11 protein-coding genes and 2 pseudogenes are annotated in these 15,235 nt (G+C 44.3%); 8 read left to right on the top strand and 5 right to left on the bottom strand.

Annotated elements, in window-relative coordinates:
- Positions 1-54 precede the first annotated feature (54 nt).
- Positions 55-2,016 carry an AraC family transcriptional regulator gene (locus HF638_RS16955; RefSeq protein WP_169481250.1) on the bottom strand — a complete coding sequence of 654 codons (1,962 nt, stop codon included), beginning with the start codon at positions 2,014-2,016 and terminating at the stop codon, positions 55-57.
- A gap of 213 nt (positions 2,017-2,229) precedes the next feature.
- Between HF638_RS16955 and HF638_RS16950 the strand changes: the two genes are divergently transcribed.
- The 5 genes from HF638_RS16950 to HF638_RS16930 all read left to right on the top strand — a co-directional run bounded on the left by HF638_RS16950 (position 2,230) and on the right by HF638_RS16930 (position 7,924).
- Positions 2,230-3,168 (top strand): DUF5050 domain-containing protein, encoded by a 939-nt coding sequence (locus HF638_RS16950; protein WP_169481249.1) that lies wholly within the window; start codon positions 2,230-2,232, stop codon positions 3,166-3,168.
- A gap of 247 nt (positions 3,169-3,415) precedes the next feature.
- Positions 3,416-4,444 (top strand): ABC transporter substrate-binding protein, encoded by a 1,029-nt coding sequence (locus HF638_RS16945; protein ID WP_169481248.1) that lies wholly within the window; start codon positions 3,416-3,418, stop codon positions 4,442-4,444.
- A gap of 113 nt (positions 4,445-4,557) precedes the next feature.
- Positions 4,558-6,165, top strand: coding sequence for a helix-turn-helix domain-containing protein (locus HF638_RS16940; RefSeq protein ID WP_169481247.1), 1,608 nt, complete (start codon positions 4,558-4,560; stop codon positions 6,163-6,165).
- An 80-nt stretch (positions 6,166-6,245) separates the two neighbouring features.
- Positions 6,246-7,286: an NAD(P)/FAD-dependent oxidoreductase gene (locus HF638_RS16935; protein ID WP_169481246.1), complete on the top strand. Its 1,041-nt coding sequence runs from the start codon at positions 6,246-6,248 to the stop codon at positions 7,284-7,286.
- A 50-nt stretch (positions 7,287-7,336) separates the two neighbouring features.
- Positions 7,337-7,924: an imm11 family protein gene (locus HF638_RS16930; protein WP_169481245.1), complete on the top strand. Its 588-nt coding sequence runs from the start codon at positions 7,337-7,339 to the stop codon at positions 7,922-7,924.
- Positions 7,925-7,985: 61 nt separating this feature from the next.
- Here HF638_RS16930 and HF638_RS16925 read toward each other — a convergent pair.
- Positions 7,986-8,654 (bottom strand): annotated as a pseudogene (locus HF638_RS16925) (sulfurtransferase); the annotation flags it as partial.
- 232 nt (positions 8,655-8,886) lie between these two features.
- Here HF638_RS16925 and HF638_RS16920 point away from each other — a divergent pair.
- The gene (locus HF638_RS16920; protein ID WP_169481244.1) at positions 8,887-9,864 is read left to right on the top strand and encodes a DUF5050 domain-containing protein; all 978 of its coding nucleotides are present in this window, start codon (positions 8,887-8,889) and stop codon (positions 9,862-9,864) included.
- A 109-nt stretch (positions 9,865-9,973) separates the two neighbouring features.
- Here HF638_RS16920 and HF638_RS28625 read toward each other — a convergent pair.
- Positions 9,974-10,118, bottom strand: a pseudogene (locus tag HF638_RS28625) (sulfurtransferase); the annotation flags it as partial.
- A gap of 297 nt (positions 10,119-10,415) precedes the next feature.
- On the opposite strand from HF638_RS28625, the gene HF638_RS16915 reads away from it, so the two are divergent.
- Positions 10,416-11,975: an acetamidase/formamidase family protein gene (locus HF638_RS16915; protein ID WP_169481243.1), complete on the top strand. Its 1,560-nt coding sequence runs from the start codon at positions 10,416-10,418 to the stop codon at positions 11,973-11,975.
- A 209-nt stretch (positions 11,976-12,184) separates the two neighbouring features.
- Here HF638_RS16915 and HF638_RS16910 read toward each other — a convergent pair whose 3' ends face one another.
- Positions 12,185-13,039 carry a sulfurtransferase gene (locus tag HF638_RS16910; protein WP_169481242.1) on the bottom strand — a complete coding sequence of 285 codons (855 nt, stop codon included), beginning with the start codon at positions 13,037-13,039 and terminating at the stop codon, positions 12,185-12,187.
- A 99-nt stretch (positions 13,040-13,138) separates the two neighbouring features.
- Complete coding sequence (locus HF638_RS16905; RefSeq protein ID WP_169481241.1) at positions 13,139-14,083, bottom strand: DMT family transporter; 945 nt, start codon at positions 14,081-14,083, stop codon at positions 13,139-13,141.
- 222 nt (positions 14,084-14,305) lie between these two features.
- On the opposite strand from HF638_RS16905, the gene HF638_RS16900 reads away from it, so the two are divergent.
- Positions 14,306-15,214 carry a polysaccharide deacetylase family protein gene (locus HF638_RS16900; RefSeq protein WP_248278180.1) on the top strand — a complete coding sequence of 303 codons (909 nt, stop codon included), beginning with the start codon at positions 14,306-14,308 and terminating at the stop codon, positions 15,212-15,214.
- Positions 15,215-15,235 lie beyond the last annotated feature (21 nt).

The following is a 15,235-nucleotide window of genomic DNA, read 5'->3' as shown; positions in this document are numbered from 1 at the left end:
ATAAAAAAGGCGAGGATTGCTCCTCGCCTCGTACATAACGTGGTTTACTGAATTTCACTCTGTTGTGGTTAGGCTGTCTACGACAAATTTAAGTTGGGCTTCCAACGAAATCGGGTCACTAAACACGAAGCCACGGCTGTTCTCACGATAAACGTGATTATTCTGGACAGCAGGGAGGTTATCCCAGATCGGACCTTCAAAAACGGAATCCCCACTCTCATCACCTGTCCATCCACTTATAAAGATATAATCTCCTGCATATTGTGGTAACAATTCAAGTGATAACTTGGCCCAACCTTTGCCGCTATCGATGGCTTCCTTCTGAATGATCGGCGGTGCCTTCAGGCCAAACTCGCCATAAATAATATCTCCACCTCTACCAAAGCTCCCGTAGGCATAAAATTCTTTGGCACTTCCCGTATCAAAAATCGAAACCGTGCGATCACCTACCGCTTGCTCCACGAGTGGTGTATATTCAGCGATTTTAGCATCCCACTCTGCGATCCAGGCCTTTGCTTGCTCTTCTCTACCAGTCATCTTGCCAAAATCCATCAATTGCTCCCGCAGAGGTACTCCATATTCAACAGCGACGGTCGGCGCAATTTTGGACAGCTTTTCGATCGTTTCAGGGTCATTCCAAACGACAATTAAATCGGGCTGCAACTCCATGATTTTCTCGTAGGGTACATCGTTACCGATGTTGACAACGTCATCGAGTTTTCCTTCTGTATAACTGTTAAAGGACTCATCACCAGTTCCAACAGGCTTAAGGCCCAGCGCTAGCAAATGACCAGTAAAGGCTCCTGCCACCATTACGACCCTTTGAGGTTTTTTTGGGATTTGTACTTCACCGTTAACCGCAGAATAGGTTACCATCTCCGAGCTGCCGGTTGTTGTGTTACTGATATTACTCTCTGCACCTACAGTTGGACTCTGCGTACTGCCAGTGCTTCCATTCGTGTTTGCTGGTCTGGAACATGCGCTAACCAATAGAGTTAGGCACAACAGCAGGGTAATTCCTACAGGTAGTTTGCTTCTATACATCCGTAAATCTCCTTTTTCGCTATGTTGATAATGATTATCATCTCTGATATCAATATAACGACGGAGTTTACGCGGAGCAATGGATGATCGAAGCCTAAGAATAGGACGATAAGAACCTCTCGCCACTTGTCCGGACTCATCCTTGAATTGCTTTGGTGTGACTCCCGTATGCTTTTTGAACATTCTTATAAAATAGGATACATCACCATATCCGACGCTTGCAGCCACTTCTTGCAGAGATAACTCGGTCTTTTGCAGCAGCGTTCCTGCTTTGTTCATCCTAATACCGATTAAGTGATCGATTATACTTGCGCCAGTTTCACGTCGGAAGTACTTGGACAGATAAGGGACGCTGTAATGGAATGTATGCGCGAGTGTTTCCCGCGTCAGCGGCTGGGCGTAGTGCTCCTGCATATAGCGAATAAGCTGAGAAGCAAGGTTAGGTCTAACAATGCTGACCTGCTGTTGATCCATTTGCCTGAGCAATTCATATACAAATTGATAGAATAGTGTTTTGGTATGGAGCCGCTCCAAGCGTCCCGGTCTATTCCATTCGCCCAGCATACGCTCAGCGATTTCGTAGAGGATGGCAGGATGGTATGGAATAAAACCGTACTGGAGGTGGAATGGCAATGGTTGATCTGGTTGTTGAAGTGTATGCTGCTTGCCAGGTAGCGGGAAGGAGGCTTTATAGAAAATTAGGTAATAATGAAAGGATTCGTCCGTTGGCATGATGTCCAGACGGGTGTTTTTGCCCCCATGAAGCATATAAAATGGTTTGGTAGCATGCTCATTTCCGTCTAAAATCACGGTTGCACTGCCATGCGTTACGTACAGAAAGGCGCTGGCAGGGAACAGGTAAGGACGCACGCACTCGTCGGCTTGTATGACAATATGTCGTACATCCATGATTTTGAGCGATGCACAATTCCAGATGAGTATGTGATCTTGTACATTCAAGGTTGCTTTCAATAGAGAGTTGTCTTCCTTCCATGAGCTGTTGAAGCCAGCCTTTTATGTGGTGAGGTTATTATATAATAATATTAGTGGACTCTTGCGAAAAAACTGAAATAAAGCGTTTGTAATGCGATATACATATTCCGAAGTCTAAATGAATTGTGTTGCAAGTAAAAAACGATTTATAATAACAGATGTATAAAAATACATATTTTAGGGAGAGTCAAGATGGGAAAAAGATTGTTAGTAGCACTATTAAGTATGATCATGTTATTTGGAGTGGTACCCGCATATGGTGCTGGAACTTCGGGGAATTCTTTAATATGGGAGGGTTATAACGATAACGGAAGATTGGTGGGTATTAATTTCACTACGTTTACAGGCAAAAAAAGCACAACGAAATCTATTTATAATAAGCAAGCTTCACAGCAAAAAGTTATTGGGAATTGGATTTATTTTTTAGTAGAGGACGAAGAAGATCATTATTCTATCGCTAAGATTAAAACAGATGGTTCAGCATTCGCTTATGTATCCCAAGATGATAATTTTGCAAGTTTTGATGTTGCTGGAGATACGATTTACTTTGTGAAAAGTGAGTACAATGGTAATTTGTACGATGATTTGTCCTTTGGCTCAATGAAGACAGATGGCACGGAGAAAGAGATTATTTTGCCTGTATCTCCTTTTTATAATTTTGAGATTAATAAAGAGTATGTATACTATACGGAGCGGCATACAGATTTGTTTTATCGTATGAAAAAAGATGGTACCGCAACTAAGGCATTATCCTCAAAAGGTGTGTCGGTATACAATTTTTATGGTAATGGGTTGTTTTTTTCTGAGATGATAGATGGAGGCTACAGTTCCAGAGGTGTCTTTGCAGAGTTGGATGGAACAAGGAAAAAGACATTTGCATCAGATGGTTACATTCATCCCTTAGCATACTTGAATAATAAGTTCTATTACCGAAAAAATACGATAGACAAAGTAGGCAATACTAAAAGTACTATTTATGTTTATAATCGCTATACAGGTAAGAAGAATAAATTTGCTTCTATAGATTATTATGATCGCTTTTTAGGACAAGTTGGAAACAGTCTTGCATTCCTAACCTATCCAAAAGGGGATGTGTATAAAATTGGGCTTGATGGTAAAGTAAATAAATAAATCTGGTTAGATTCGCCCGCGTTCTTCGTGGGCTTTTTGTCACTTTCCAAAACGTTTCCACGGTAGTACCGAATTCTTCTCATAACTATGGAGTATAAAGACGAAAAACGTTTGATGTCTTGACCTCTCAATGATCTAAAGAAAATCGCCGAATTCTCCATGTGCAAAGTAGAGGACTGTCCGGTATTCTATTCTAAGTGATATTGATTCTCATTACTGAATACTGCAAAGCGAGGAGATTTATTTAATGAAACGAAGAGGTACGTATAGCATGATGTCTGCAGCAATGATATTACTGATGGTCCTTATTATGGCGGGATGTGGCACACAGGCCGATAGCGGTTCTTCCACCGGAAGTCAGACGGCTTCTACGGGCGCAGGAACTGCGAGTCAGGAAGAGACGGCATCCGCCAACGCTTCACAAACGAAATCTTTCACGGATCCTACCGGAACAAAAGAGATTCCCGTGACACCGCAGCGCATTTTTTCCATCAGTGCAACAACGCAACTGTTGGCTCTGGGCATTACGCCAGTAGGTGGACTTCAATATGAAATCGAACAGGATTATTATCTAAAAAATGCTGCCAGCGAAGTTGAAATTGCCGGAGACTATCCACCTAATATGGAAGCAGTGGCATCACTTCAGCCTGATCTAATTATCGCTTCTTCCTTTGTCGAAGCGGATATAATCGAGCAACTGGAGAAAATCGCTCCGACGATTATCTATCCATGGGAAGACAATCTATACGATCAACTGAGATACATTGGCGATATCGTGGGTAAAAAAGCGGAAGCAGAAGAATGGATCACGAAACATGAAACCAAAGTAGTAGAACGCAAAGCTGAAATGAGCAATCTTGTTGGAGCAGACGAGACAGTAGCGGCTGTAGAAATCTTCAAGGATTCCTTCCAAGTAGCAGGTAGCCGAAACATGGGGTATGTATTGCACGATCTGCTTGGATTAAAGCGCATGCCATGGGTTCAGGAAGAGGTTGATAAAAGCGATGGATTCGTCGTGTACACGGAGCCGCAGTCACTGGAGAAATTGCCGGAGCTTACCGCGGATTATTTGATCATTAAGGTCAATGATACCCAACCGGGTTCGACGGAATTTTATGAAAAAATGCAGGAATCGAGCCTGTGGAAAAACCTCCCTGCGGTCAAAAACGGCAACGTCTTCATTGTGCCACATGACAAATGGTGGTCTTACACGTTATTCTCCACGGATGCTCTGCTAGATGAAGCCGTGGAATTGTTCAAACAACATAATCAATAATGAAAAATTGGTGTAAAAGCTCCCTGGATTAAGGGGGCTTTTCTGCATATTTGAATTGTCGTACAATAAGTTGTAGATGAGAATTGTTTTCATTTAGAAAAAGGTGACATACGGTGGAGTGGCAGAACTTCGATTTGCCCATGGATAACGTACGATTACGTTGGATTGGGCTTGATGTATATACGTTTCATTCGGGTATAGAACACACGATGTTTGCACCCGACAATTATGAACTATGGGTCATTGATGAGGGAGAAGGCGTTGCCGTTTTGGACGGACAACGCCTTACAATCGTTCCAAGCAGCAGTATTCTGGTTCTTCCCGGTACGATCTTGGAGTGGGAGCATCAGCCTGGACATATCGTGCATGGGCATAAGCTAGAGTTTGATGCAGACTGGCAAGGAGAACCAGAGGAACATCCATTGGCAATGATAGGAAACCGAATGGTTGCAATTCAGCCGTTGGCCAATCTGATGGAACTACTCGATCAAATTGCTGAGCTACGGACGACCGATATGGGGATGAGCCGCTTTAGGCGGGAAATTTTACTGCAAGAAGCGGTTTTTCACTTTGCGGTCAAGGCTTGTGCGAATCAGCCGGCGAGTACCAAGGAGGCTGTGCTGCGGACCATCACTCATATGGAGGAAAATTACCAGCACAATTGGAAGGTGGGGGAGTTGGCTGCTATCGCCTGCGTTGGCACGAGGCAGTATAGCCATATTTTCAGGCAGGTAACAGGAACAAGCCCAATGGATTATTTGCATCGTGTGCGAGTCGACCATGCGAAACGTTTGCTGAGATCATCAAGCCGGGACATGCACTCTATTGCCACACAGGTTGGATTCAAGGACGAGTTTTATTTCAGCCGAAGGTTCAAACAGCAAGAAGGCGTATCTCCCAGCGTCTATATTAAGAAACATGAGCCGCGTGTTATCGGTCTGCTGTTCACCTCCCATTTGCTTGCACTTGGCATGACGCCGATCGGAGCACCGGATTATCATTTATTCCGCAACGAGTACGTTCGTCCGTATTTGCCTGAGATGAAACCGTTTGTATGGGCACCATACGATCTTGAGGCGATTCGCGAAATGGAGCCAGATCTTATTTTGGGATATGAGCATATGACGACAGGGGAATACGAACAATTTTCCACGATCGCCGAGGTGGTACGTATCCCCTGGCAATCTCAGGACGTATACCAACAGTTAGACAGTGTATCTGCCGTTGTTAACAAACGTAAGAGAAGCAGAGAGTGGATGGAACAACATCAGCTTAAGGTTGCCCAGACAAAGGAGCGACTCTGTTCCACTATCGGATTGCAAGATACGTATGCAGCACTGGTGATCGATGATACGGGCTTTCGCGTGGCAGGTGACCGGAACATGGGGCATGTGCTGTACCGCTCTCTTCAGTTGAAGCCTCATCCGCTCGTGCAGCAATTCATTAATGACTATAATGGTCATAACGCTTTCTCGGAAAAGCTTCCATTCGAAGAACTCTGTCATTATGACGCGGATCGATTGTTTATCATGGTCAATGGGCAAAACCCACGTGCCGAAGCCGCCTTTCGCAAACTGTGTCGTTCGGAAGTATGGAGGAACTTGAATGCTGTTCGGAATAGAAACGTGCATAAGGTATCTTACGACAAATGGTGGATGTACACACCGCTGGCGGTCGATGGGCAATTGGACGAGATCGTTAAGTTGGTGGAGAATGTCTAATCAACGAAATAGGAGCAAACCCTTCCGAACTTTGGAAAATCGATTCCTTGGGGTGATAGGGTAACAAGGGAGAGTTAGTTTTGAATAAACAAAAAATTGTAATTGTTGGTGCAGGGATTGTTGGGGCGTGTATGGCCTATCATCTATCTAAACGAAATAAAGATGTAACTGTTATTGAAAGGCACTCAGCCGCGGCGCGTGAAGTCACGGAAAAATCATTTGCCTGGATACATACGACGCATAGAGTGGCTCCTGAATACTGGCATTTGTACGATGCAGCTGTGGAAGAATATCACACACTTCAGCAAGAGTTGTCCGAACTGAAAATTCATTGGCATGGAGCACTAACTTGGGACACTCCGCCTCTAAGGGAGCAACATCGCTCTCAAAAATTAAACCGGGAGCAGCTTGAGATATTGGAGCCGAATCTGAAGGAATATCCGGATGAAGCGATATTTGTTAGCGAAGAAGGTGCGGTGGACCCTATAGCGGTAACGGAGCTGTTGTTGAGCAAAGCGCAAGCGTACGGAGCAAAAATTCAGTTCGGCACCAACGTTACACAACTGCAGCAAGAGGGTTCCCGCCTGGTTGGCGTTCATACGTCCAAGGGTTTTGTGGAGTCGGATGTCGTGGTATTAGCCACAGGTACAAGTACCTCCGAACTTTGTAACCCGTTAGGTTGTCACGTGCCGGTAACGTCGTCACCTTCCATTCTAATTCGGATGAAAACTGCAAATAAACTGATACATACATTAATCTCCAATGCGCAATTTGAAGCGCGTCAACTGGCAGATTATACGCTGCTGGCTGCGGAAGATTATATCGACGAGTCGGAGGAAAACGGACCGCAGGCGGTCGGTAAGCGAGCGTTCGACACTTTGCGTCGTAGTCTAAAACATGGAAATCAACTGGAACTGGAAAGTATAAAGGTTGGATGGAGACCCATGCCTGAAGATGGCTATCCGATCGTGGGCTTCCAAGATCACATTAATGGACTGTATCTGACGGTGATGCATTCTGCAATTACGCTGGCGCCGCTGATTGCGCATCTGGCTGCAAGTGAAATCATTGATGGCGAATCAAGAAATGAATTAGAACCTTGCCGACTCTCCCGATTTTAGGATCACTCCACACTTGAAAAGCACTTCATTTGGAAAGGAGACTTCATTCTGTGAACTATTATTTTCTGGAATCTCAATATCCACGTAGAGGGTTTATTAGTGGCGGAACGACCTTCACTCCCCAATTAGATATGAATTATTTAGCGATAGAGAATCCGTTGCCAGAGGGGACAACGGCAGAGGTTGAGTTACTGTCTACGGTGCGCAACCTGAAAGTAGATTATTTTGAGACGATCACAGGAAGGAGACACGTATCAGATCGTTTTAAAACGCTGTTGGAGGAAACTAAAACAAACACCCAGTTTATTCCGACAACGGTGTGTTACCACGACGGTCGTTCGGTTGAAAAAACCTATTGGACTGCACATCAGCTTGATCGTTTGGATGTTTTCGATTATGAACGTTCGGAATATGGACGCAAAGCGGTCATTGCTGCATCTGTACAACAGCCTCCACGTAAGGTCGTCAAAGTTGTATCTCAAATCTGCCTTCATGAAGAGCGAATTGACAAGCATGAATTTTTTATGCTGGATTATATAAATATCTTCAAACCCATTGTTTCAAAAGATTTTTACGACGTATGCCGAAAACATGGGCTGAATCTGAACGTTACAGAGGTCGGAAATGTAAGCATTTAAAATGCTACATGGATATAATAAAAGCACAAAGAAGCCCACGGTTGACGTGGGCTCTTAGTTTTTAATCTTCCCCCGTCGCCACAGGGTTCTCCTCATAACTAATCCAGTCGCTCCAGCTTCCGGAATACAACTTCATATTCGTATATCCCGCTTCTTCGAGCGCAATCACATTCGGGCAAGTGGATACGCCGGAGCCGCAATACACGATAATCGCACCATCCTTGTCCAGCTTACTGAAACGCTCTTCTAACACCCCAGTATCTGTCCAACGTCCATCCCAATCCAACACATCTTTCCAAAAGTAGTTCAACGCACCCGGAATATGTCCGGCCTTGGCATCAATCGGTTTCTCCAGACCCGCATAGCGGCGGGCATCGCGGGAGTCGATCAATACGGTACTTCTACTTACCGAGGCCTGTTGCACATCCTGCACACTTGCCAGCATCTGTGGCTGCACATTCACATCAAACGAAGCCGGGATCTGAACCGGCACATCCGTGGTCACTGGGAACTTGGCATTTTGCCATGCGGAGAAGCCCTCGTCCATGATATACACCTGTTCATGACCGATGTAGCGAAGCAGCCACCATAGCCGAGATGCATTCATCCCGCCTTGATCGTCATAAGCAACAATACGACTATTGGAGCCGATGCCAGCTTTGGAGAGACGACTTACGAGCACAGCCGGATCAGGAAGCGGGTGACGTCCTCCGTGCGCAAATCCCATGGGTTACAAGTTCCCTTCCCAGCGGTCAAACGAAGGGGTATTGGAGGAATCGATCATCAGAACACCCATGCCTGCACCAAAGTTGGCCATATACAGGAAAAAACTTTTCTCTGCCAGCAATAATTTATATTGAATTTGGAAAGTGAAATCGGAATCGATAGGGAATGATTGTGTTATATGTAAATACAATTTACAATAATGACTGTAGAAAAATACATATTTTAAGGAGAGTTAGATGAGAAAAAAGTATATAATAGCGTTGTTAAGTGTGGTTATGTTGTTTGGAGTAGTACCTGCATATGGGACGGGAGCTTCTGAAGATTCTCTAGTTTGGGATAGTGAAAATGAGTTTAGCAGATTCTTTGGAATTAACGTTACGACATTCACAGATAACAAAAGCACAACAAAGTCTATTTATCCTAAGTATGTTCGAGATTCACAAATGGCTGGAGAGTGGATATATTTCTTGGTATCGGACGGGACAGATGAGTGGTTTTTTCAGATCGCTAAAATTAAAAAAGATGGTTCAGCGTTTACTTATATAAGCCAAGATCCAGATTTTTCAAGTATTGATGTTGTAGGAGATACGATTTACTTTTTGAAAAGGAGAAAAGGCGACGAGGATTTTCAAACCCCTTTGTCTTTTGGCTCAATGAGGACAGATGGCACAAAGGAAAAGATTGTTATGTCTAAACCTCCTTTTAACGATATGGGAATTGATAAATTTATCACGATTAATAAAGGGTATATATACTATAAAAACTATGATAATGACAAATTGTATCGTATGAAGAAAGATGGTACAAGAGCTAAGGTCATATCCTCAAAAGGTGTTTCGGCATACGAATTTTATGGCGATGTTTTGTTTTTTTCGGAGGTGGTGGAAGGACGCTATAATGACAGTTATATAGGTGTCTTTGTAGATCCGAACGGAACTAGAAAGACAACATTTGTCTCGAAGGAGTATACTCTTGACCCTGTAGCATATGTCGATAATAAGTTCTATTATACAACTTTTAAGGCCGAAGACGACGTAGGCAATTTTAAGACAGATATACATGTTTATAGTCGCTATACTGGTAAAACGAACAAGTTGTTTTCTATGGATACTAATGATCAGTTTTTGGGGAAAGTAGAGGGTGGTTTTGCAGTCCTATCTTTTAAGAAAGATACCGTGTATAAGGTTGGATTTGATGGGAAAGTGAAAAAATAATAATTAGCCCTGATCCATGAAAAAACAGATAGACTATTGAAGAAGAGATTTTAGACATTAGTGAAAGCCCACGGTGAGCGTGGGCTTTTTGTACTTTCCTACACTTATTTTATTTTTCCCCTGTAGCCACCGGGTTCTCCTCATACATAACTAATCCAGTAACTCAAACTTCCGGAATACAACTTCACATTCGTATATCCCGCTTCTTCCAGCGCAATCACGTGCGGACAGGTGATTATGCCTGAACCGGAGTGTAGTAGTATTCTTGCGGCGGATCAGATACATGAAATACATACATAATTTCCCTGAAACTTAATTTCGTTTGTTCAAATCTCTGAAGGAGAACCCTCAAGTTTACTAGATATATTTAAATTTTACATATATTGAATATGTTAAGTGTGTTGACATATAATTTAGATTTATAAATTTTTCTTGATATATAGCTTTAAAATGTTGTTTTTATTAACAAAAAAACATTGTTGTAAATATATTTATATGTTAGTGTGTATTTAAGTGTTAGTTAATATTACATATGTAGTGGAGGGGATGTAATGTTTATTAACCGAACCATTAGGAAATTTGGGGTTTCACTAGGGATTATAGGTATGATTACATGTGCTCTACCTTCAGTGGGCTCTAGTATGCCGCTGCAACCAACAACCATCGATAAGGTGGAAGGTGATTATTATGTAACGTCTGCGATTGAGAACATTCGCTGGGGATCACTGCCTAATCGAGACAGCTCTCCGATTCTTACTGTACCCTCAGGAAGTGCTGTAACATTTGATACGGTATCGCATGAGGGACTGATCGAGGATCAAGGGAGAAATCCAGTGGAGTACTTCGGCAAATTCGGTATCTCACCCGATGGAGTGTTGGATGATGCGAAGGTCATTGCGGCTTCTGGCATTAAGCATGATTATGTAGAAGACGGACCTCATATTATCACTGGGCCAGTAGCGGTTGAGGGAGCGGAGCCAGGAGATGTTCTTAAAGTAGAAGTGCTTTCGTTGCAAACTCGAGTTCCATATGGTGTCATTTCTAACCGCCATGGTAAAGGGGCTCTTCCTGACGAATTTCCAGAAAATGCAGGCCCGCAAGAGGGGGCTAGCGCAACAAAACCGGAATTATATAATAATGTATCTATATTTACGCCTATTGAAGAAATCAACGGCAATTGGTATGGGGTATTACCAACAAAAGCTGGCAAAAATGTACGTTTCCCAATTAACCCGTTTCTAGGTGTTATGGGGGTTGCGCCAAATACCAGCGAAGTTGTGAGTTCTATCCCACCTATTGAAACAGGAGGGAATATGGATATTAATGAGTTGGGTGTTGGTGCAACTATTTATTATCCGATTCAAGTTAAAGGCGGGCTATTCTATACTGGAGATCCGCACTTTGCTCAAGGAGATGGAGAAGTAGCGTTAACTGCATTGGAAGCTTCCTTAAGGGGGACAGTTCGGTTAACGGTGTTAAAGAAAGGTGATCCATCACTGCCCCATCGTGGAGAATTCACGCAACCCTTTGCTGAAACAGAGGATTATTGGATTCCAATTGGACTGGACCCTGATTTGGATGAAGCAATGAAAGAATCAGTACGTGAATCGATTCAATTCTTATCTGATAAGCTTGATATGGATAGAAGTGTAGCTTATGCGTACCTATCGGCCGCAACGGATTACGAAGTATCTCAGGTCGTGGACCGAACGAAAGGCGTTCATGGACTCATTCGAAAGACCGATTTCCTTGAATATGTTGACGTTGCCATGAACGTAGGTGGTACGACAATCAAACCGGTTGTTCATAACGATGAGTTCTACGTACCGATTCGAACAATTTCGGAGCTATTGGGCGGTACAGTAGTATGGGATCATAAGACGCGTACAACTCAAATCAAATTAGGCACGAAAAATATAAGTGCGCAAATTGGTTCAGATGTGTATTCAATTAACGATAAACTAGTGTTCAATAGTAACGTACCTAAGCTTTTAAATGGCGAAACCGTAGTTCCGGTTTCTGTTATTAATGAAATACTAGGTGCTTATGTAAACTGGACAACGATCGATAAGACGTTAACAGCAAATGTATCGTTAAGTAAAAAGCAATAATAGATTTCATTATTCAACCGTGGTGGACAGATGTTCATCACGGTTTTTTTGTTATCATGAATTAAAAAAACTGCCACTTTATCTCTACTTCTGTGTGTTTGTAAATACTTACTGGGTTGTGTTGTTGACTTGATGTTGACTCCGAACAAAGAAAAATACATCGCCGGGGCAGATAAGCCACCTGGCGATGAATTCAAATCGATATGCTGCTATACGTCTTTGTCCGCTTCCGAATTACCTGTAGCCACCGGATTCTCCTCATAACTGATCCAATCCGACCAACTTCCGGAATACAACTTCACATTGGAGAATCCCGCTTCTTCCAGCGCAATCACGTTTGGACATGCCGAGACGCCGGAGCCGCAATACACGATAATTGCACCATCCTTGTCCAGCTTACGGAAACGCTCTTCTAACACCTCAGTAACTGTCCAACGTCCATCCCAGTCCAACACATCTTTCCAAAAATAATTCATCGCACCCGGAATATGTCCGGCCTTGGCATCAATGGGTTCCTCCAGACCCGCATAGCGGCGAGCATCACGGGAGTCGATTAACACGGAGCTGCCACTTGCCGAAGCCTGCTGAACATCTTGGGCACTTGCCAGCATAGCTGGCTGCACATTCACATCAAAGGAAGACGGGATCTGAACTGGCACATCCGTGGTCACCGGGAACTTGGCGTTTTTCCAAGCGGAGAAACCTTCGTCCATGATATACACCTGTTCATGACCGATGTAGCGAAGCAGCCACCATAACCGTGAAGCATTCATCCCGCCTTGATCGTCATAAGCAATAATGCGTGCATTGGAGCCAATCCCTGCTTTGGCAAGGCGATTAGCCAGTTCAGCCGGATCAGGAAGCGGGTGACGTCCTCCGTGCGCAGACACAGGAGAGGACAGATCTTTTTCCAAATCGAGATAGACAGCCCCTGGAATATGTCCAGCTTCATAAGCTTGTCTTCCAGCCTCCGGCTGACCGAGCAAGAATCGGCAATCGGCAATGACGACATCCGGTTCATACATTCTGGCGAGCAGCCAGCGCATGGATACAATATTTTTCATGAAAATACACCGCCTTATATGTAGTGGGATGGATTCAACCGGAATCTGCGTGGTGCAGGTCCCAGTTGTTTTTTACAAAAATCCTAATACAAACGCAAGTTACACCACTGTAGGTTCAACAGGCCCTTTGCCGGCGATAGGAGCATCAGCAGGAATGGGTTGAGGTTTGGTTTTGCCATATCGAATGAAGATCCATACCCCTAATATGATGACGACCCCGGCAGACATCTGTAATGCACTGAGGGATTCGCCGAGCAGCATCCAGGCCAGCAAAGAAGAAAATACAGGTTCCCCAAGTACGCCCATGGATACCGTCGTGGCATTCATATATTGAAGCAGCCAGTTGAAAAGGTAGTGTCCGAAGATCGTTGGCACAATGGCGAGCAGCAGGAAGATTCCCCACTCCGAAGCAGCGTAACCCCCGAACGGATGGCCCATAATCAGATTATATACCGCCAGCGTGCAAGCAGCCACGAAGAACACCCAGAAGTTATACGAAAATGCACTAAGTCCTGCTCGCAAAAATTGACCCAGCAGCATATGAACGGCGACTGCGATTGTGCCAAGCAAAGACAGGACATCACCTTGCAGGGCAGTACCTGCTAACTGGAAATCACCTGCACCAATGACGATTGATCCAAGCAGGGCGATGCCCATGCCGATGATCATCATGCGGTTGATTTTGGCTTTGAACAGCCATACCGAACCGGCAAGAATCAGTATAGGCTCCAGCGCGAGAATAACTGTGGAACTGGCAACACTGGTGAGCCGTAGCGAACCCATCCAGAGCAGAAAATGAAGGGCCAGCATCACACCGGATGCAAGCAGTAAGCCCCACTGCCGTAAGCTCAGCCGCATCATCTCATGTCTGTATTTCCAGACAAAAGGCAACATCAGCAGATTGGTCAAAAATAGACGGTACATGGCAATGACCGCAACATCTGCGGTAGACCAGCGTACAAAGATCGAAGAAAAAGAAATGGCGATAATGCCGACAAAGAATAGCAGATAGATGGATCTGCCGGCACGGTTCAAGCTTGTCATGGGTGTAGCTCCTTCTTGAAGTCTGATGGCGTAAATCACTTCATTATACAGGAGAAGGTAACCGCAGGAAAGATAAAGAGAACGAAGAGATAAGTAGATTGTAACCGGGCTTGTAACTATTCTGTCATTCTCCCGATCCATTTTTCTATTAATCTTCTATATAGAGACATGAAACGAGATAATATACCAATAATCGGGAAAAAATGAAAGTAAGGAAGTGGCATGACAGTGAGAGTCCAACAAGAGAGAGCGGGAGAACGTGGCAGTATTCCGCCTAGCACAAGTCGCACGAAAACACATAAACGAAGAAAAATCCGGTATGGAAGGATTAGCATAGCTCTAATGCTCCTGGTACTATTCGTTACCGGTATTACATATGTATTCCTTGGAATGACGCATTGGATCAAAAGCGTTGTGGCGCCGCCTCCGATTACTGTAATCGAACAGCCCGCCAAGCTCGGCATGATACAAGTTACTCCGGATGCGAAGGAGGAGCCGGCACGGTTCCAGGGTCAGGTTCGCAAATTGGCATACATAACGTTTGATGATGGGCCAACTGAATATACAGAACAACTGCTGGATATTTTGAAGCAGCATGAGGCGAAGGCTACCTTTTTCATGATCGGACGTCAGTTGAATCAGCATCCTGATGCAGTGAAACGGTTGCTGAAGGAAGGTAGTTATCCTGGACTCCACAGTATGACGCATAACTATAAAAAGCTGTATAAGAGCGGCAGTTCTGCAAACTTTGTGAAAGAGTTTAAGAAAGAGCAGAAGATGGTGCAGGACCTGATTGGTTTTACACCTCATCTGATTCGTGCACCTTACGGCAGCAGCCCACAGATCGGTGAAACGTTCAGAGGTGACATTGCGGCAGCGGGGTTCAAAATGTGGGATTGGACGACAGATTCACTCGATTGGAATCTTCCCGGTCAGCCGGATAAGATTGTGGCTCGCGTGAGCAAAAGTGTACATCGGGACAAGGAAGTAATTCTGATGCATGAGCGCGAGCAGACGGTGCAGGCTTTGCCACGTATTCTGAAACTGCTGGAAGATCGGGGCTACGAGTTCCAAGTATACGATCCGAATGCACACTGGGTAGCCAATTTTAGCGGAGATAGCCGCTTGTAACATAACAACAAGATGATGCAA

This window comes from Paenibacillus sp. SZ31 (assembly GCF_012912005.1).
In the GTDB taxonomy this organism is placed as follows: Bacteria; Bacillota; Bacilli; order Paenibacillales; family Paenibacillaceae; genus Paenibacillus.
This window is presented reverse-complemented; position numbering and strand designations above follow the sequence as displayed.

Excerpts from the sequence above, each read along its gene's own strand:
- HF638_RS16950 (WP_169481249.1), top strand. The coding sequence starts at position 2,230 with ATGGGAAAAAGATTGTTAGTAGCACTATTAAGTATGATCATGTTATTT.
- HF638_RS16945 (WP_169481248.1), top strand. The coding sequence starts at position 3,416 with ATGAAACGAAGAGGTACGTATAGCATGATGTCTGCAGCAATGATATTA.
- HF638_RS16920 (WP_169481244.1), top strand. The coding sequence starts at position 8,887 with ATGAGAAAAAAGTATATAATAGCGTTGTTAAGTGTGGTTATGTTGTTT.
- HF638_RS16915 (WP_169481243.1), top strand. The coding sequence starts at position 10,416 with ATGTTTATTAACCGAACCATTAGGAAATTTGGGGTTTCACTAGGGATT.
- HF638_RS16910 (WP_169481242.1), bottom strand. The coding sequence starts at position 13,039 with ATGAAAAATATTGTATCCATGCGCTGGCTGCTCGCCAGAATGTATGAA.
- HF638_RS16905 (WP_169481241.1), bottom strand. The coding sequence starts at position 14,083 with ATGACAAGCTTGAACCGTGCCGGCAGATCCATCTATCTGCTATTCTTT.
- HF638_RS16900 (WP_248278180.1), top strand. The coding sequence starts at position 14,306 with ATGACAGTGAGAGTCCAACAAGAGAGAGCGGGAGAACGTGGCAGTATT.